The sequence below is a fragment of the Pedobacter polaris genome (genome assembly GCF_005116505.1).
Lineage (GTDB): Bacteria > Bacteroidota > Bacteroidia > Sphingobacteriales > Sphingobacteriaceae > Pedobacter > Pedobacter polaris.
Genome location: NZ_SWBR01000002.1, coordinates 1,097,819 through 1,115,882, shown reverse-complemented (window position 1 = coordinate 1,115,882; position 18,064 = coordinate 1,097,819). Strand labels below are relative to the sequence as shown.

The following is an 18,064-nucleotide window of genomic DNA, read 5'->3' as shown; positions in this document are numbered from 1 at the left end:
AAAAATGAAAACTTATTTTAAATATGTTAGCCTTGTGCTATTTGTTGGTACATTATGCTGCTTTTCTTGTAAAAAATTTTTAGATGAAAAACCAGATGCTAGCCTAGCAGTTCCTACCACCTTAAAAGATTTTCAGGCATTGTTAGATCAAAACGCACAAATAAATGAAAATGATCCGTCATCGGGCGAGGTAAGTGCAGGTGAATATTACGTTACAGATGCAGATTTTTTAGCAAGAACAGAAACAGACCAGCGCATATATACTTGGCAAAATGACAATGTATTGCCCGCTTTAGAAAATGATTGGGCTTACTGTTATCGCCTTGTTTATAGAGCCAATACTATACTTAATGATATTGATAAAATTGAAGTAAATAGCTTGAATGCTTTAACCAAGCAAGATATTAAGGGACAAGCATTTTATCATCGGGCAAAAGCCTTCTTACAGGCAGTGGTCATTTGGGCACCTGTTTACCATCAAGTAAATTCAAATACAGATTTAGGGGTACCATTGCGATTAAACATTAATTTTAATGAAATTTCGGTTAGAGCAACTGTTAAAGAAAACTATAATCAGATAGTAAATGACATCAAAAAAGCCATTAGATTATTGCCAGAAATACCATTGCATGTAGTTAGGCCTTCTAAGCCTGCTGCTTACGGCTTATTATCAAGAACTTATTTATTAATGGGTGATTTTGAAAATGCTAAGCTTTATGCTGATTCTTGTTTGGCTATCAAAAGTAATTTGTTAGACTATAATACTTTAAATGCTACATCCAGTTTCCCGATAACACAGTTTAATCCAGAAGTAATTATAGCTAGTAGAATGTTTGGCTTACCAATTATTGGTGCTAGTAGAGCAAAGATAATTCTTGAATTATATAATAGTTATGATGTAAAAGATTTACGCAAAACAATATATTTTAAAGATAATGCCAATGGTACATTTAGCTTTAAAGGGAGTTATGATGGCTCTTCTTTATATTTTAGTGGCATTGCTACAGATGAAATTTATTTGAATAGAGCTGAATGTAATGCAAGGTTAGGAAAGATACCAACTGCCTTAAGTGATTTAAATGCCTTACTTAAAAAGAGATACAAAACGGGTACATATATTGATTATAACCTTACCGATCAAAAGGCAGTATTAGAACTGATATTAAAAGAGCGTAGAAAACAATTGTTAATGAGAGGTTTAAGATGGGGAGATATTAAAAGATTAAATAGGGAAGGAGCAGGGATAAATTTGACTAGAATTATTAACGGGAAAACGTATTATTTGCCTGCAAATAGCGCTCGTTTTGCTCTCCCTATACCAGAGGATGTAATTGCTTTAAGTGGAATGCCACAAAATAAATACTAAAATAATAGAGCTGTCTTATACCGCTCTATTATAACAATTATTTTTCGTTTTTTGCTAAATCTCTACTCTTGATGTATAGGACGAACGCATTATAAATAAAGGAACTATTGTTTCTAATGAATTCAATAGACCTTTATTGCCCCAGATAGATGTAAGTATTTACAATCAGGTAAGCAGACCGGTTATCCAATACTGTACCACTTCCTCCGCTACTTACAGTAGCAGTACCACTTACAGTGTGGGTGTGATCCCCATTTGGAGTAGTTGCGCCGTTCTGTAGACTGTCTATACTCCAACTAGACGCGGCTGTACCCCTATCTGTATCAGCCTGTTTTGATGGGCGCTCTACTGTATGGGTATGAGATCCAGCTGTACTAGTACTTCCCGTTATACTCCCTGTAAAGGTTACATTAGGTAAATTGGTTTGTAGGATAGTCAGAGAGTTATTTCCTCCGGTATTCCCTATGGTTTCTGAGCCGGTTTTGGTCTTTAAAAACCTATCAGTCGCATTGGGAATTGTAGAGGCGAACCCAAGTGCGGTGGCGGCAGTTTGGGCATTAGCAGGAAGGCTTGAAATTGCCCGGCCGTCTAATAAATACCAACCATTATGATCGGCCGTTCTTACGGAGTTCTTGATGTCTCCTGTAATGGCACTAGCTGCTATGACAACATTCCCTGAAGCATCTATTCCCAAAAGTGCAGTACTTGAGGTGGTAGCTGTGGCATTATTTACATTGTCGAACTTCAGTCCGGATATTCCATTTGTGCCTGATCTAACCTGTAATTTTGCTGTAGGTGTTGTAATACCCACACCTATATTCCCTGCTGCGGTTACCACAAAGTCATTAATTTGTTGTGCTGTAGAAGGGGTTCCTGTTGCAGGGTTATCTTTGGCTCCGTCTACATGTAAAGTTGCCTGAGGATTTATTGTGTTTATACCTGTCTGTGAAAAGGCAAAAGACGATATAAAAAGGCTAATAAGAAGTAAGATGTTTTTCATAGTGTTAATTTAGTTGTTAAAAATTTTAATATGTACTTTTCTGCATATAATAAATAAACAAATTTTAAGCTTGCTTGATAACTGCCATTATATTATGGGGTTACAACTATAATACCATTGATTGTAGTTACCTCGTTAGCGAGAGAAAGCATGGTTGCTGTAGGATCTGAAATGAGCTTTAAGCGCTTTCAAAAATCTGTAGATCATATTTTTTACCATTTGCTAATTTGTTTAATGCTAAGCAATTCTTTAAATAATTACAACTCTAGGGCTATTTCGGCATTTCTACACTAGCGGAAATATAGAAATATTTTTTATAACCTAATATATTATTTTACTCTGCTAAAAATGAATTAAAATAGGATATAGCAAAAAAGTAGGTATGGTTGGGCCAATTAAAAAGAGTTTTCATTTAAATGGGGATTTTATTTCTCAAATACGGTTAAGATTAACCCATTTATAAGGACAGTATAGCAGTATATAAATAAAAAAAAGGATGACAATTTATCTTGTCATCCCTTTAATTTTTAAAGATATATATCAGAAAGCTACTATATTCCTACTTAAAGGTTTTTGCAGTCGGCTTTGCTTAATGCTTATCTTTTAAAACAAATACTAAAATAATAGGGCGGTATAAGCCGCCCTATTGTAACAACTATTGCTCGTTTTTGCTACTCTCTACTTTTGATGTGGCATACATTTCTGCTTTAGTATCATTAGTGGTGATAAAATCTGCAATGTTATCATATTCATTGTCTTGAAATTGAACTAAGCAAGGGATTTCATCACCAGCCTCACAAGGAGTAGGGTTTTCTTCTGTAGATACATCAGTCCAATTGCTCAATGTTGTTAACCCAGCTTCATTAGTGCCAATATAGCGGTATTTTAGCACATTTACTTTGCCAGAAGGTTTAAAAGCACTGCTGCTAAAAGCGATACCTAGTCCTAAAACAATAGCGATTGCTGGGAATACTATTTTTGAATTTTTCATAATCAATGACTGCTTTGTTGCGTTTGAAAAAACAGCCGAAAAAGTTGGTTTAAATTAAATTGTTTATTTATGCTACCGCTTAGGTGGGTAGCGTACCAGCAAGAAGAAATTGACCCCGAACCCCTAATTGCTATTTTGTATTATGCTTTATTCTTCTTAGTCTCTGTCCTCAAGAAGATATTTTCTTAACCCCTTATCATACCTGATTTTATTGCCCTCCAAGCGCAACCTTGCCAATAATCTTTTAATAGTGCAAGGATGACAATTGAATAGACCAGCCGCTTGATTGGTACTGTGCAATTGCTGGTGTTTAATTAAAAACAGAAGCCTCTGTAAACGTTGCTGATAATTGCGATTAGTCATATATCAAATCTCGTTAGCCAGAGTAGCATCAACGATTAGCTTTTCTTAAAAAATGAACTAGGTTTAGCCCTTGGGTTTTTTTAACATTGTTTTCAATAAGTTAGAAAGAGTTGGCGCGGTAATACCCAAATAAGAGGCAATGTTTTTTTGACTTACAATCCTAGCAATGCCCTTGTAATGTTGGGTAAGGTATTGGTATTTTTGGCTGGCATTACTTGTTCTATAGAGGTTTTTTTGGGTATTAACTTGTTGGAGATATGCCTGTAAAATCAATTTACCTAGGTTGATAAATTTGGGAGAAAGGTTCTCCAAAGCCAACCAATCGCTGTGGCTTATCCTCAATACTCTGGCATTTTCTTCACATACAATTCCTTCTCTTTGTGATTGTTGGATTAGAAAATTTGGGATAGCGGTAGCTAAATGGCCAGGGGCTGCAAAGTCTATGGTTTCTTCATCGAAACCATCACCCTTAAATACTCTAAAAAAGCCGCTCTTAACATAATAAACATATTTACAGATGTCGCCAGGGTTTAATACGTAGGTGCCTTTAACAATATTTAGTTCTTTTAATCTACTGAGCAGTTCTAACTCTAATATTGGACAATTAAGGTATTGTTTATAGTGGTCGATAAAATAATTGAAATTCATTGGAATGTTAATAAGGTTGTCAATTAAAGGCAATAGCAATCTTTGTCCCAGTGGGCTGCTATTCTAATACATGTTGTTCGAAGATTTGGTAAATGTTAGCGATTAGCAAAGACTAGAGTATATTTTTGTATACAGACCAAATGTGGACTATTCAACTAGTCGTTGCTAATCTAAAGGGTTAAGTGCTAAACAGAAAGGTAAATGTCATCCTGTTGTTGAAACAAACAATTGCTGTATTGCCTTTGGTAGCTAATATTGATCTCTAAACTGCCACTTACTACATAACTATTATTGCTATTGTAACATGCAGTTAATGTACTTTTTGGCCAAATGATTTTACCTTGATCATCATCGGAAGATGGTTCGGCTTTATTTAAACTGATGGACAGTCTGTTTCCAATAGCAAAACTGGTGTAAATGGTTAAAAGCTTCTTTACTCGAGGGTCAATAGTTTTGAGGTACCTGAATTGCTGTTCACTTAGAGTAAAATGTTCATTCATCCATTGGTCAAAATTAATTTCAATTTGGGCAGCTTCATTAATTAAAACTTCGTCACTTAATAGGTAAAGCTCTTGTTGCAGAGATTGGAATCCTGCATGGTTAAAAGGAAATTTTTTCATGATAATAGTGGTTTATGTAAGCCTCCAAATTAGAATAGACGAAAAAAGAATGTGCTTGTAATTCCGCTTATTTTGCTGAACGACACCTAAATTTTTGACAAGTGATGCTTTAATGCCAATTGATATAATTTTTTATTCGTTTCAAAACCACTAAATTTAAGTCATGGTCATCCCCAATGTAACCAGAAAAATAAATTACTATGAAAAGTATACCGTGGTACAGGGTAGGGGGAGCCGAACATTATCCAAGCTACCGTTTTAGAATTTTAATTGCTTTAATTGCAGCACAGTTGATTGTACTCTATGAAGAAAGGCACAGCTATGTAGAAATATTTAGCAACCCTTATTATTACATCGCATTAGTAATTAGTACTGTAATCGCCTTAAGCTTGATTAACATTGTATTTTACATTAGCCGTTTATTAGATCGTTATTATCCTTGGGGCAGGAGTTACCGCCTAAGAATGCCTAGGCAGTTACTTGCAGGTGTTTTTTTACCACTTATGCCTGCCATTCTTTTGGCCTTGCTTTATTTTGCCTGTTTTGATATCAACATTTTAAAAACTGTTTATTTTAGCAGGTACTTACAGCAGATTATCTTGTTATTGGCTTTGCTCAATGCTTATCTTTTTTACCATTGGCATTATCTAAATAAACGCAAAAGCACGCCAAAAGCCAGCTTGCAATTTGGTAATAGTACTACTGTAACTGCAGTGAACCCTATCGATATTGCTTGTGTTTTTATTGAAGGTAAAAATTATTTTGCCTTAAATTATAAAGGTGAAAGACTAATATGGGAAGATACCATTAGCCACAGTATGACCTATCTAGATCATTCACAATTTACCTTGGTAAGGCGTTCATTCATTGTAAATAGAAATGCCATAGCAAAGGTGAAAATTTTAACTCCTAAGAAAACAAAAATTACGCTAATTGCTCCCTTAAACTTAGACATAGAGGTCAGTCAACGAGAGAATGTTTACTTTAAAAAATGGTTTGTTAAAAAGGATTGTTAATACTGCAATTCCACATAACAATAATTTTAACTAAAATCTAGACATATTATTTACCTAAAGCTTTTCTTACAGCTGGCGCTACCGTTTTACCAAATAACTCAATAGATTTCATCATTGTGCTATGCGATGGATCACCAACATCCATATGCCCAATAAATCGAGTAATTCCAAACAACTCATGCATGTATAATATTTTCTCGGTTACTTCATTGGTATCACCAATAAACAAAGCACCCTCTTTAGCTCTACCAGTTTCGTATTGCATTTTACTGTATGATGGCCAACCTCTAGAAGCACCAATCCTGTTCATTTGCGAAGCATAATTACTATAATAGTCGGTAATGCTTTGGGGTTCATTGCTTAAAAAACTATGCGAATGAATGCCTATCTGCATTTTAGTTATATCATGTCTGTGAAGTATGTATTGTTCCTTGTAATATTCAATTAAAGGCTTAAATTGTTTTGGCATACCACCAATAATAGCTACAATAAGCGGTAAGCCTAGTTTCGCTGCTCTCAGCACAGATTCTGGTGTTCCACCAACAGCAATCCAAATAGGTAATTGTCCATCGTTGGTTGCTCTTGGCAATACCTGCTGGTTAATTAAGGGTGCACGCAACTGGCCTTTCCAGTTTACTACTTCATTGGTATTAATGTTCAGTAATAAATCTAGCTTCTCTTCAAATAATTGGTCATAATTTTTTAAATCGTAACCAAATAAAGGGAATGATTCTATAAAACTACCACGACCTACACCTATTTCGGCTCTGCCATTAGAGATTAAATCTAGCGTAGCAAAATCTTGATACACCTTTACTGGTTCTGCAGAACTGAGTACCGTTACCGTACTGGTTAATTTAATATTTTTGGTTATACTGGCTGCGGCAGCCAACACAATTTCTGGGCTCGATACTGCATAATCTGGCCTATGGTGTTCACCTAAGCCAAATACATCTAGGCCAACCTCATCCGCCAATTTAATTTGCGCTAGTATTTCTTGTAATTTAACTTTGGCATTCCTTGGTTTTCCTGTAGCAGGATCAAAGGATAAATCGCCAAACATGCCAATACCTAATTCCATAATGTTATTTTTTGTTAGTCAAAGTTAACTATCTACCCGCACCCCTACATTGATGTAGGGTAAGAAATGCAATAGAAAAAAACTAAATCTTATATAGAATTTTTACAGAGAAAAAAGCATTGAATTGTTAACTTTAGCTATTCTGATTATCAAACATAAAATCATTTTAAATGAAAAATTATTTAGTATTAGCTGCATTTTGTACAGTACCATTTTTACAAGCAAGCGCTCAAGACAAGCCAAAACATGAGGATACAGAGTTTTACACCCCAGTACCGCCAGTAATAACACCTGGTGCAATTTCTGGTGCTGCTCCTTCTGATGCCATAATTTTGTTTGATGGAAAGAACTTAGATCACTGGTTGAGTGTAAATGATAGGGGGCCTGCAAAATGGTTAGTAAAGGATGGGATAATTACAGTTGACAAAAGCACAGGTAATATTGAAACTAAACAGGCATTTACCAATTATCAATTGCATATAGAATGGTTTATTCCTAAAAATATAACAGGTGAAGGGCAAGCAAGGGGCAATAGTGGTTTGTTTTTGGCATCAACTGGAAAAGGAGATGATGGTTACGAATTACAAATTTTAGATTCTTATCAAAATAAGACTTATACAAACGGACAGGCTGCAAGTGTGTATAAACAAACTACGCCATTAGTTAATGCCAATAAAAAACCAGGTGAATGGCAAACTTATGATGTGATTTGGACTGCACCCGTTTTTTATAAAGATGGAAGTTTAAAAAGCCCAGCTAGAGTTACGGTTTTATTTAATGGGGTTCTGGTACAGAATAACTTTGAATTAACTGGTCCAACACAGTACATTGGCAGACCATCTTACACTAAAGCACACGGTGCAAGCCCAATTAAACTTCAATCTCATGGTGATAAAAGTGAGCCAATTAGCTTTAGAAACATTTGGATAAGAGAATTATAATGAAAAAATATTGTCATTTTTATTAATCTCAATATTCATTATTTCTATAGCAAAAGAAGCTACTCGATTCACTATTTTAATGCAGCTCTCAAAAGAAATAGATTATTCAACTATAATTTTTATTATTTTTCTTTTGTTTTTTTAACTAAAAAATAAATAATGGCACCACCAAGGGCGGCGAGCAAAATGGGTAATATGATGCTATACACTTGTAAATCCATTATACAATATACGAATTTTTATAAAACCTAATCATTAATGCACTAATGGATTATTATATTTACTATTAAACATCACTTAATGAAATCATTCCTGATTAAATATTCAGTCACTATCCTTTTAATAGCACTTTCATCAATAAATGCTTTTGCTCAGGCAGCAAAAGCTGAGGTAGAAATACAAGAAATTATGAAAGACCGAGATGTAGTTGGATTAGCTGTTGCAGTGGTAAAAAAGGGCGAGCTCATTTATACTCATTCATTTGGTTTAAAAGACATAATAAGTAATACACCACTTACTGATCAAACTTTATTTAGGATAGCCTCTATTTCTAAGTCGTTTTCCGCTACATCTATTATGCAACTGGTAGAAGCAGGTAAAATGTCGCTAAAAGATGATTTTAGTAAGCTTGTTGGTTTTAAAGTAAGAAATCCTAAATTTCCCGAAACGGTTATTACCTTAAAAATGGTGCTCTCGCATACCTCAAGCATCAATGATAGTGAAGGTTATTTTAATCTTGATGCAATTAACCCAGATAAGAATGTAAACTGGGCGAAGTGTTATAATGATTATGAACCTGGCAAAGGTTATCAATATTGTAATTTAAATTTCAACATGGTAGGTACGGTCATCGAAAAATTTTCTGGTGAACGTTTTGATAGCTATGTGAAAAATCATGTGCTTAAGCCACTGGAGCTATATGGTGGTTACTGCATCGATTCATTAGATAGTAATCGTTTCGCCACGCTGTATGAGTATGAGGCCAAAACCAAAAAGTTTACTGCATCGCCAATGGCTTATAACCCTCGCAGAACAGAAATTAAAAATTATATAATGGGTTATAGCACCCCTATCTTTTCGCCAACAGGTGGGATGAAAATTTCTGCTATAGATTTAGCCAAGTACATGACTATGCACCAATATAAGGGAACTTACAAAGGCGTAAAAATTATTTCGAAAAGGAGTGCCAAGCAAATGCAAACCAAGCTTTCTGATGAAGAAAATTATGGTTTGGCATTGCTACAAACCACTAAATTAATAGATGGGAAAAAAATGATAGGGCATACGGGTTCTGCTTATGGCCTATACAGTATGATGTTTTTTGATCCCAAAGAAGATTTTGGAATTGTTGTAATTACAAATGGTTGTAATCCGGTTTATAGCAATGGTTTTAATGAGGCATTAAAGAGAACAGTAAATGCATTATACACTAATTTGATTAAATAAGGTGATGTACTTTGCGTACTACCAAATGCTTTAATTTAAATAATGATCTACTTTTTTTACAAAATCATAAATATCAAAAGGCTTACTGATAAAGTCTTCTGCATCACATTTTTCCTTAATATTTAACAATTGTGCATGGGCAGACATCATTAAAATTGGAATTTGCTTTGTCCGTTTGTTCGACTTTAAGCTATCACATACATCAATACCATTCCCATCTGCTAACATTACATCCAATACAATCATGTCTGGTTTACCGGTTTTCATTTCATCATTAAAAGATTTAACCGTCGGATAACCGTGTACCTCATAGTTTTCTTCAGTTAAAAGGAAAGAAATCATTTCTCTAATATCATCATTGTCTTCTAACAAGTAGACACATTTTTTTGCCTTTTTCATATTATTTAGTTGAAGTATCTTCCCATTCGTCTGCCTTGGTGTGTTCTTCTTTTGCATATTCATCGGCTCTGTGATGAATAGCTTTGTCATCTTTATCCTCTGCCTCAAAATTTTTGTTACCATTTTTATTCACACTATTGGGCATCATATCTAAATTTTCTGCTGCAGGTTTTGCCTCACTTTGTTTTTTTGCGATATCATGATCATGAGCTGCCTGATCGTGATTTTTACCTAATCCTGCATTGTTTTCTTGATTTTCCATAACCGTTTAATTAAATTTTAAAATGATAACAAAGCATGATTGGTAAAGTTTCAGACTAAAACTAAAAGGGGTAAGAAAGTACTGAATACAAAAAAAAACATTTTTGTATTTGAATTAATCTTTTTGGCAAGAAATACTTTAGGAATTATGAAGGTTAAGCACTAACTTTAAAGATGGTAAATTTACACCTGAACATAACAACTTGATTCTGTGTTACTAAATCTAAGTTTTCACAGTAAACAATAATATGAATCAAAACTCAATACAACTATTTAATAAGCAACGTCAACTTTTAATCACGCCAAGCAGGGATGAACATGAAAACTTTATCACCGAGGAACTAAGAATAGAAATATTTTGGATTAATCGGTTTATCAATCTAATAAAGTAGATGGAAATAGAAAGTGGATATCAGATATTAGTAGTCGAAGATAATCCGGGCGACTTTTTCTTAGTCGAAGAATTAATTATAGAGAGAATCAATGCACCTGTAATTATTCAAGCAAAAACATTCATGGAGGCAGAGGCACAGTTGATGGATCCAACACAAAGTTACAAAGTTGTGCTCTTGGATCTTTCCCTTCCTGATAATTCTGGTGAAAGATTAATCAAAGAAATGGTAAAGCTATGTGGTGATGTACCTGTGATTGTGCTTACTGGTCACTTAGACTTTTATTTTGGTGTGAAGTCATTATCGATGGGTGTTTCAGATTACTTGCTAAAAGATGGGTTAACTAGTCATTCATTGTACAAAAGTATTATCTATAGTACCGAAAGAAGAAAGTTTATCGCTGCCTTAGAAGCTTCAGAAAGAAGAGTAAGAGGTTTTGCAGGTCGTTTAAACAAGGCCATAGAAGATGAGCGAGCACGTATAGCTCGTGAAATTCATGATGAGTTTGGCCAACAACTCACAGGCTTAAAGATGTCATTATCTGCATTAAAAAGAAACGAGAAGATAGATGACGAATTAAGAGGTTCGATAGACCTGATGATTAGTGAAGTAAATGGTAGTATTGATTCGGTAAGGCAGATTGCTAATGAGTTAAGACCTGTACTTATTGATAAGCTTGGCTTGTTTGTAGCGATAGATTGGCTTGTTGCAGAATTTGGAAAGAAGACAGGAATTCTTAGTCAACTTAATATAGAAGTATCACAGCCCAAGATTGATAAAGAAACCGAGATCAATATTTTCCGTATTTGCCAAGAAGCACTTACCAACATTGCTAAACATGCCATGGCATCTGTTGTAGATGTATGGATAGGAGAGCAAGAAGGGCAGTTGCTTATTCGGATTGTTGACAATGGTAAAGGCATCATGGAAACCTTCTTACAGAACCCATTGTCAATGGGGCTGAATAATATGAAAGAACGGGCAAGCCTTATTGGAGGTGTATTGAAAATTACAAGTATTGCTATGGAAGGAACCACTATTGAACTAACTTTGAAATAAATGACAAAAAGAATATTGATAGCAGATGATCACTCTGCAATTAGGGGTGGTGTGAAACAGATTTGTACAAGCGAATTTCCAATGGTTGAGATTGGAGAAGCCATTAATTATGCAGAAGTGCTTCAAAGCCTACATACTCATACATGGGATATCTTGATTTTAGATATAGATCTCCCTGGGAGGAGTGGGTTCGATATTCTTAAGCAGATTAAGACAGAAAAAATCAAGGTTCCTGTATTAATGTTTAGCTTTCATAGTGAAGAACAGATTGCTTTTCGTGCCCTTAAGCTTGGAGCATCTGGCTATCTCTCAAAAGATGTAGCAGACATGGAATTGGTAAAAGCAATTAACCACATCCTACTCGGAAAAAAATATGTGTCACAATCACTTTCAGAAAAACTGCTCTTCTTGCTGCATGATGACCCTGAAAAAGAGCCTCATGAACTTCTGTCAGATCGAGAGTATCAAACTCTCTTGTTGATCGCTTCTGGAAAAACAGTTTCTGAAATTGCAGAATTACTTTTGCTAAGTACACCTACCATTAGTACTTATCGAGCTAGGATATTAGAGAAAATGAACATGAAAAATAATGCTGCATTAACAACTTATGCCATTAAGCGAAAGCTAGTTTAAGCTTACCAAGACAAACATTTGGGTCAATCTACCAACTCCACGACAAGATATTAAATGTACCACAGTAGTTATTTTGTAGACCAAACAACTACAAGCTATTCATAATTGGTTCTATTTTTTTAAGGCTCCTTAATCGACATCTTCGAAAATGTAAGAATAAATTGACATTGGAGAATTATCACGAGCAATTAAAAGTAAAGGCCGAGGCCTTCCATTCAAAAACAAAGGAAAGATCAGATAGCCTGATGAATTATTTTGTAATTGGTTATTTTGTTGTGGGGATTATATTGGCTAATTTTTATGGTACTTGGCTAATTGCATTTGTTTTAGGTGGTATTTCTCTACTTTCTTTTTATTCGGTTAAGTTATTGTTACCAAATTATTCTCTTTATCAGTACGTACTAAGTGCAATACTTGGCATTTTCATGGCCCAGTTCATTTACCAATCACATGGTATGTTTGAAATGTATTTCTTTACTTTTATTGGAAGTGCCATTCTCGTAACGTATCAAAAATGGACGTTACAGATTCCGATATTAATTGTTGTTGTGTTGCACCATGTTTTTTCTAGCTACCTGAAGGTTTCTGGTATTGACGGAATTTATTTTACAAGTCATGCCAATTTTGAAACTAAGTCTTTTATAATCCATATTTTATCAACTACGATTATCTTTTTTATCTGTGGATTGTGGGCTTATCAAATGAAGAAATCCAATGCAAGATATATCTCTCAGGCTCTACAGTTAATTGAGTTACAAAAAGAAGCTCAATTATCAAATGAACGTAAGATTCATGCAGATGTGCTTAAAAAGTTAAATATTAGCTTAGAGTCAAATGCGAGAGAGCTATCTCGTTCTAACGATGAACTTGAAAAATTCGCCTATATTGCTTCTCATGACTTGCAAGAGCCTCTTCGCATGATTACTGCTTTCCTAGAACTATTACAAGAAAGATATGAACCCGTAATTGACGAAAAAGGCAAACAGTATATTCATTTTGCTTCAGATGGAGCACTACGCATGAAACAATTGATTCTTGATCTGTTAGAATATTCGAAAGTAGGAAAAACCGAAGATAAATTAGAAGATATAGACTTAACAGAAATGGTTAATGAAATCACTGCACTCTCCCATAGACAGATCAATGAATTGCAGGCTAATGTAACATTTGATGGACTCCCAAACATTAATGCTTTTAAGGCACCAATAAGACAGGTTTTTCAGAATTTGATTAGCAATGCGCTAAAATATCAAAGGAATGGAGGTGCACCCATCATTAATATCACTTGCAAAGAAGTAGGAGATTATTGGCAGTTTGCTGTAGCTGATAATGGTATTGGAATTAATAATTGTCATTTTGAACAAATTTTTGTAATTTTCAAAAGATTGCATGCAAGGTCAGAATTTGGAGGCACAGGAATAGGCTTGGCGGTTACCAAGAAAATTGTTGAATTCATGGGCGGAAAGATATGGGTAGAGTCTGAATTAGGTATTGGGTCAGTCTTTAACTTTACACTTCCAAAGCATAAAAACCAATCGATAAGAAGCACAATTGCTAATAAGAAAAGAAATGAAAAAATTAATCAAACTGGCTATATCCAAAATTTTAATTAGCCTTCTAGCCACTTGCACATGTTTATTTCTTTTTTCATCTACCAAACTCTTTGCCCAAGAAGAAGCTTATCAGATCCAAAGCTCAAAGTTAAGTATTGAGGGTTCTGGGAAGCTGAAGGACTGGAAGCCAGAGATAGAAAATTTTGGTTGTACTGGGAAGTTTAGTGCGCATGAAAAAGGATTAGATAGTATTTCTAATTTTAGTTTTAGCCTTTCTGTTAACGAAGCAGATCATAAACAAGACAAGGTTGGCTCTGATATCTATCAGGCCATGCTCAGCAGCGGGAATAATAAAATCGCGTTCTCGCAAAAAAACCTGATGATTCTGCCTATTTTAAAAGTGGCACAGCTAAATGGAGAGGTACAAATGTTAAATGGTTTACATTATGCCCCAATGAGTTTGCAATATGTGATGGAAAAAGACCAAAGCATAACTGTTAAAGGCACACAAGTGATTTGGTTATATGAACTTGGTGTTGTACCTAAGGATATCAAAGATTACCATGCTAAAGACAAAATTAGTATTAATATAGAATTTACCTTAACTAAGATTTCAGCAGTAATCGCAAAATCTCAAGATGCACCAATGGAGAAAGAAATTCGCTTTAGTAATTAAATTTACTGCAGCCTATTTAATAAAACCTAAAGCAACGCTCCCAATTCTTTAGTAGAAAGTGGTTTTTTAAGTAATTTAATCACATATGGATTGGCCTCAGCTCTTTGTATATCGCCAAAATCTAAAGTAGATGAAAGCATAGCAACAGGGCATCTATCTGTGAATTTTTTTGGAAAATTTTTGTATTCTTCTAAAAAATCAAAACCATCCATTTCGGGCATTTGAATATCTAATAGAATGAAATTTGGTAATTTATCAGGATTTTCAATATGCTGGTTTAGGAAATCTAATGCTTCTTCAGCCGATTGGCAAATGATGATTTCATCAAATAATTTGGTAATATTTATCAATTTGGCATTGATTTTTAGGTCAATGTCATTATCATCAATCATCATTACCTTTTTAGCATTATTTAGCATTGGGTATAGTTATTTTAAAAGTTGTACCATGGTCAAGATCTGAACTTACAGCAATGCGACCGCCAATTTTATTAAGAGCTTCTTTTACAATAAATAATCCTAATCCGCTACCATGATGAATTTTACTTTTAAAGAATTGAGTAAATATTTTTTCTAAATGTTCATTCAAAATCCCCATTCCATTATCGCTAATGCTAATTTGTACAGCCTCTTTATTTACTTCAACATCAATGTTTACCTTTTTATTTAACTCTGTTATTTTTTGATATTTAATAGCGTTAGAAATTAAATTACCTAAAATCACCTCAATTCTAAATAAATCACCAATAAACGGAGTGGGTTGATTTACATTAACGGTAAACTGAGTTTCCCTATCTGTATATGCATAAACTTCAATTAATTCTGCAACCAACTTTTTGAAATCAACTGGTGTATGATCTGCTGTAGTTTTATTATTTTTATAATATTGAAGCGTTTTTTGGATATAGTAATCTAATTTGCTAGAACAGGTTTCTATTAAACTCCAATACTCGCCACTAGAATTGTATAGTCCTTCCATTTTAACGAGACCAACTATACCAATTACAGAAACCAAAGGTGCTCTCAATTCGTGAGAAATACTGTAAATAAATCTGTTTAACTCATCATTTGTTTTCTCTAATTCGGCTATTTTATTTCTTAAATCTATTTTAGCTTTATAGGCATCATAGGCATTTTTTATAGAGTTATGCAATTCTAAATCATTCCAAGGTTTGGTAATGTATCTATAAATATCACCATGGTTAATCGCATCAGCTAATACTTCTATATCTGTATAACCTGTTAAAAGAATTCTAATTGGATCTGGAAAAGTTTCAGTAATGCTTTTAAAAAATTCGACACCCGTAGTGTTTGGCATTTTTTGATCTGCAATAATAACTTGAATATCTACATTTTGAATAATTTTTAGCCCTTCTGCAGCAGAAATAGCAGTATAAATTTCATATTGACGTCTAAAGCTTGCTTTGAATGCTTGCAAGTTGTTCTCTTCATCATCAATATACAAAATTCTCACACCTGGACTTTTCATAATGATTCTATTCTGGATTTACGTTCAAGGTAATAATAAATTCTGTTCCTTCACCAAGTTTTGAGATAACTTCTATATGTCCTTTATGTTTTTCAATGATACTGAATACGATAGATAAACCTAATCCTGTTCCTTCACCAATGTCTTTAGTTGTAAAAAATGGTTCGAATATGCGGTGTTTAGTTTCCTCGGTCATTCCTATACCAGTGTCTTTAATGCTAATTTTCACTTGTTGATCGATGTACCAAGTTTTAATAGTTAAAAACTCTTCTTCTTTTTGGTCTTCTTTAATTTTAATAGCTTGAATGGCATTAGAAACTAAGTTCATAAATACCTGATTGATTTTTCCTGGCAGACATTCTACTTTGGGTAAATTGCCATATTCTTTAACTACTGTTAAATTGTCTGGCAAGTTATTTCTAACCAGTACCAAAGTAGACTGTAAACCTTCGTTTAGGTCTATGGGCTTCATGTCTGTTTCATCAACACGACTAAAGTTCCTTAAACTTCTAATAATTTCTGCCGTACGTTTGGCGCCTTCACTAATGCCAGACAGTAAAGAGGTAATTTCATTGTTAACAAAGCCTAAGTCAATTTGTTTTTTAAATGCTTCAATTTCCTCAATTTGCGACTTAACATCTTGATCAAAATCAATTTCTTCGTACTTGGTAATGATTTCTTTTAGGTCATTAATATCTAACTCTAATGGTTTAATATTAGAAGTTACAAAGTTAATTGGGTTATTAATTTCATGTGCAATACCAGCTGTTAACTGACCTAAGGCTGCCATCTTTTCGGCATCCACCAATTGAGATTGAGTGTCTTTAAGGTTAGTTAAGGTAACATTTAATGTAGAATTTGCGCTTTCTAATTCTTCGGTTCTTTCTTTTACTTTTTTCTCTAAAACAACATTTTGCTCTCTAATTAATTTCTGATTTTCTAGAGATGTATTTAGGGCTTGAGCTTGTGCAACTTCATTTTCTTTTTTGAAGAAGTTGATTTTATCTGCTAATGCAAAAGAGAGCAACATTACCTCAATAGCCGACGCAATTTGTAGAAGATAAATGGTGAAGTTATTGTAAGGGATAACACCATAATCTTTCAAAATGAAAAGTATAGCACCAATTAGCAAAACAGACCATGCTACTAAATAATATCCAGCTGGTTTAAAATGCTTTTTAAAATACACAAAGTTAGCAGCCGATAATGCAAGTATTGTTCCGGTTATGGTTAAAAACTGCATTGTAATAAATGCATAATAGATGCCAGAAAAATATAAAACTGCTAAGTTAATTAAGGTGAGATAAAAGAAAATACTAATTAGCTTATGCCAAATTTTAGAAAATACTTTTGTATTTAAAAAAGACAAGGTAAATAAACTGGTAAAAACAAGCGTTAGACTAGAAAATAGTACTACCGAATAGTTGTCTAGAACGCTCCCTTGGGCCCAAAAATACTTTGATGAATAACCCTGTATGGAAATTTGTGTTAACCAGGTAAAAAGGATATAAAAGATGTAATATAAATAACTTTTATCTCTAATAATAATAAAGAGGAAAAGGTTATATACAAACATAATCACCATTATACCTGTATAAAAACCGAAAATAATACCACGTAAAGAGAAAGTACTTAGTAAAGAACCTTCATCTTTAATGCTTACTGGTGCTAGAAAAGTTTCGGTGGCACGTAATCTTAAAAAAATGACGTCATCTTTATGGATAAGTTCTGGAAGTTTAAATATTTTACCTTGAGCCAAGCTATTGTTTTTATATAGAGAAGAACTGTGTGGGCTTACCTGAATAATATTGTCTTTTCTCACTACGTACATTTCTGCAAGTGCTAACCGGGATTGATCTATAAATAAAATATTATTAGTAAAACTCTTATCATTTTGCCTGGTCATTTTAATCCAAAAGGTAGCACTATCTAATCCGAAGTTGAATATTTCGGCATTAATGAGTGTGAACTTCTTGTCTAGTAACTGATTTAATTTTGCTTTGTTAGTACCATCTCTATAATAGGATGGAGTAAAACCATTTTCTACAATGCCTTCATGATAAACTGCGCTTGCGTTTAAAAAGCTTAAGGAAAAAGCGAAAAGGAATAGAAAGCGTAAAAGTCTTTTCAT

The 18,064-nt window shown here is 33.9% G+C and carries 18 protein-coding genes; 8 read left to right on the top strand and 10 right to left on the bottom strand.

Annotated features, from left to right (window positions below):
* The first annotated feature begins 4 nt into the window (after positions 1-4).
* Entirely contained in the window at positions 5-1,366 is a 1,362-nt protein-coding gene (locus FA048_RS10840) for a RagB/SusD family nutrient uptake outer membrane protein (RefSeq protein ID WP_136840715.1), read from the top strand.
* 133 nt (positions 1,367-1,499) lie between these two features.
* Here FA048_RS10840 and FA048_RS10835 read toward each other — a convergent pair whose 3' ends face one another.
* The 4 genes from FA048_RS10835 to FA048_RS10820 all read right to left on the bottom strand — a co-directional run bounded on the left by FA048_RS10835 (position 1,500) and on the right by FA048_RS10820 (position 4,988).
* Positions 1,500-2,366 carry a hypothetical protein gene (locus tag FA048_RS10835; protein ID WP_136840713.1) on the bottom strand — a complete coding sequence of 289 codons (867 nt, stop codon included), beginning with the start codon at positions 2,364-2,366 and terminating at the stop codon, positions 1,500-1,502.
* A gap of 655 nt (positions 2,367-3,021) precedes the next feature.
* Positions 3,022-3,357, bottom strand: a complete 336-nt coding sequence (locus FA048_RS10830; protein WP_136840710.1) for a DUF6520 family protein — start codon at positions 3,355-3,357, stop codon at positions 3,022-3,024.
* A 426-nt stretch (positions 3,358-3,783) separates the two neighbouring features.
* Positions 3,784-4,368 (bottom strand): Crp/Fnr family transcriptional regulator, encoded by a 585-nt coding sequence (locus tag FA048_RS10825; protein WP_136840708.1) that lies wholly within the window; start codon positions 4,366-4,368, stop codon positions 3,784-3,786.
* Between the two features lie 185 nt (positions 4,369-4,553).
* A complete protein-coding gene (locus FA048_RS10820; RefSeq protein WP_136840706.1) occupies positions 4,554-4,988 on the bottom strand; it encodes a hypothetical protein in 435 nt (144 codons plus the stop codon).
* 200 nt (positions 4,989-5,188) lie between these two features.
* On the opposite strand from FA048_RS10820, the gene FA048_RS10815 reads away from it, so the two are divergent.
* Positions 5,189-6,004: a LytTR family transcriptional regulator DNA-binding domain-containing protein gene (locus FA048_RS10815; protein WP_136840704.1), complete on the top strand. Its 816-nt coding sequence runs from the start codon at positions 5,189-5,191 to the stop codon at positions 6,002-6,004.
* Between the two features lie 46 nt (positions 6,005-6,050).
* Here FA048_RS10815 and FA048_RS10810 read toward each other — a convergent pair whose 3' ends face one another.
* A complete protein-coding gene (locus FA048_RS10810) occupies positions 6,051-7,085 on the bottom strand; it encodes an LLM class flavin-dependent oxidoreductase (protein ID WP_136840702.1) in 1,035 nt (344 codons plus the stop codon).
* A 170-nt stretch (positions 7,086-7,255) separates the two neighbouring features.
* Here FA048_RS10810 and FA048_RS10805 point away from each other — a divergent pair, with 170 nt between their 5' ends.
* Positions 7,256-8,026, top strand: coding sequence for a 3-keto-disaccharide hydrolase (locus FA048_RS10805; protein WP_136840700.1), 771 nt, complete (start codon positions 7,256-7,258; stop codon positions 8,024-8,026).
* A gap of 300 nt (positions 8,027-8,326) precedes the next feature.
* Positions 8,327-9,472, top strand: coding sequence for a serine hydrolase domain-containing protein (locus FA048_RS10800; protein WP_136840698.1), 1,146 nt, complete (start codon positions 8,327-8,329; stop codon positions 9,470-9,472).
* Positions 9,473-9,502: 30 nt separating this feature from the next.
* Here the strand turns inward: FA048_RS10800 and FA048_RS10795 are convergent, their stop codons facing one another.
* On the bottom strand, positions 9,503-9,871 hold the full coding sequence (locus FA048_RS10795; RefSeq protein WP_136840696.1) for a response regulator: 369 nt from the start codon (positions 9,869-9,871) through the stop codon (positions 9,503-9,505).
* Between the two features lies 1 nt (position 9,872).
* Positions 9,873-10,133: a hypothetical protein gene (locus tag FA048_RS10790; RefSeq protein ID WP_136840694.1), complete on the bottom strand. Its 261-nt coding sequence runs from the start codon at positions 10,131-10,133 to the stop codon at positions 9,873-9,875.
* 391 nt (positions 10,134-10,524) lie between these two features.
* Between FA048_RS10790 and FA048_RS10785 the strand changes: the two genes are divergently transcribed.
* The 4 genes from FA048_RS10785 (at position 10,525) to FA048_RS10770 (ending at position 14,445) form a co-directional block, all read left to right on the top strand.
* Positions 10,525-11,583: a hybrid sensor histidine kinase/response regulator gene (locus tag FA048_RS10785; RefSeq protein WP_136840692.1), complete on the top strand. Its 1,059-nt coding sequence runs from the start codon at positions 10,525-10,527 to the stop codon at positions 11,581-11,583.
* Positions 11,584-12,216 (top strand): response regulator, encoded by a 633-nt coding sequence (locus FA048_RS10780; RefSeq protein ID WP_136840690.1) that lies wholly within the window; start codon positions 11,584-11,586, stop codon positions 12,214-12,216. It begins immediately after the preceding gene.
* Positions 12,217-12,383: 167 nt separating this feature from the next.
* The gene (locus FA048_RS10775) at positions 12,384-13,829 is read left to right on the top strand and encodes an ATP-binding protein (RefSeq protein ID WP_136840688.1); all 1,446 of its coding nucleotides are present in this window, start codon (positions 12,384-12,386) and stop codon (positions 13,827-13,829) included.
* Positions 13,786-14,445, top strand: a complete 660-nt coding sequence (locus FA048_RS10770; protein ID WP_136840686.1) for a hypothetical protein — start codon at positions 13,786-13,788, stop codon at positions 14,443-14,445. The genes FA048_RS10775 and FA048_RS10770 overlap by 44 nt, the downstream gene beginning before the upstream one ends.
* 26 nt (positions 14,446-14,471) lie before the next feature.
* Here FA048_RS10770 and FA048_RS10765 read toward each other — a convergent pair whose 3' ends face one another.
* Genes FA048_RS10765 through FA048_RS10755 form a run of 3 tightly spaced genes read right to left on the bottom strand, consistent with a single transcriptional unit; the run spans position 14,472 to position 18,064 of the window.
* Entirely contained in the window at positions 14,472-14,864 is a 393-nt protein-coding gene (locus tag FA048_RS10765) for a response regulator (protein ID WP_136840685.1), read from the bottom strand.
* A complete protein-coding gene (locus tag FA048_RS10760) occupies positions 14,854-15,933 on the bottom strand; it encodes a hybrid sensor histidine kinase/response regulator (RefSeq protein WP_136840683.1) in 1,080 nt (359 codons plus the stop codon). The genes FA048_RS10765 and FA048_RS10760 overlap by 11 nt, the downstream gene beginning before the upstream one ends.
* A gap of 7 nt (positions 15,934-15,940) precedes the next feature.
* Positions 15,941-18,064 (bottom strand): sensor histidine kinase, encoded by a 2,124-nt coding sequence (locus FA048_RS10755; RefSeq protein WP_136840681.1) that lies wholly within the window; start codon positions 18,062-18,064, stop codon positions 15,941-15,943.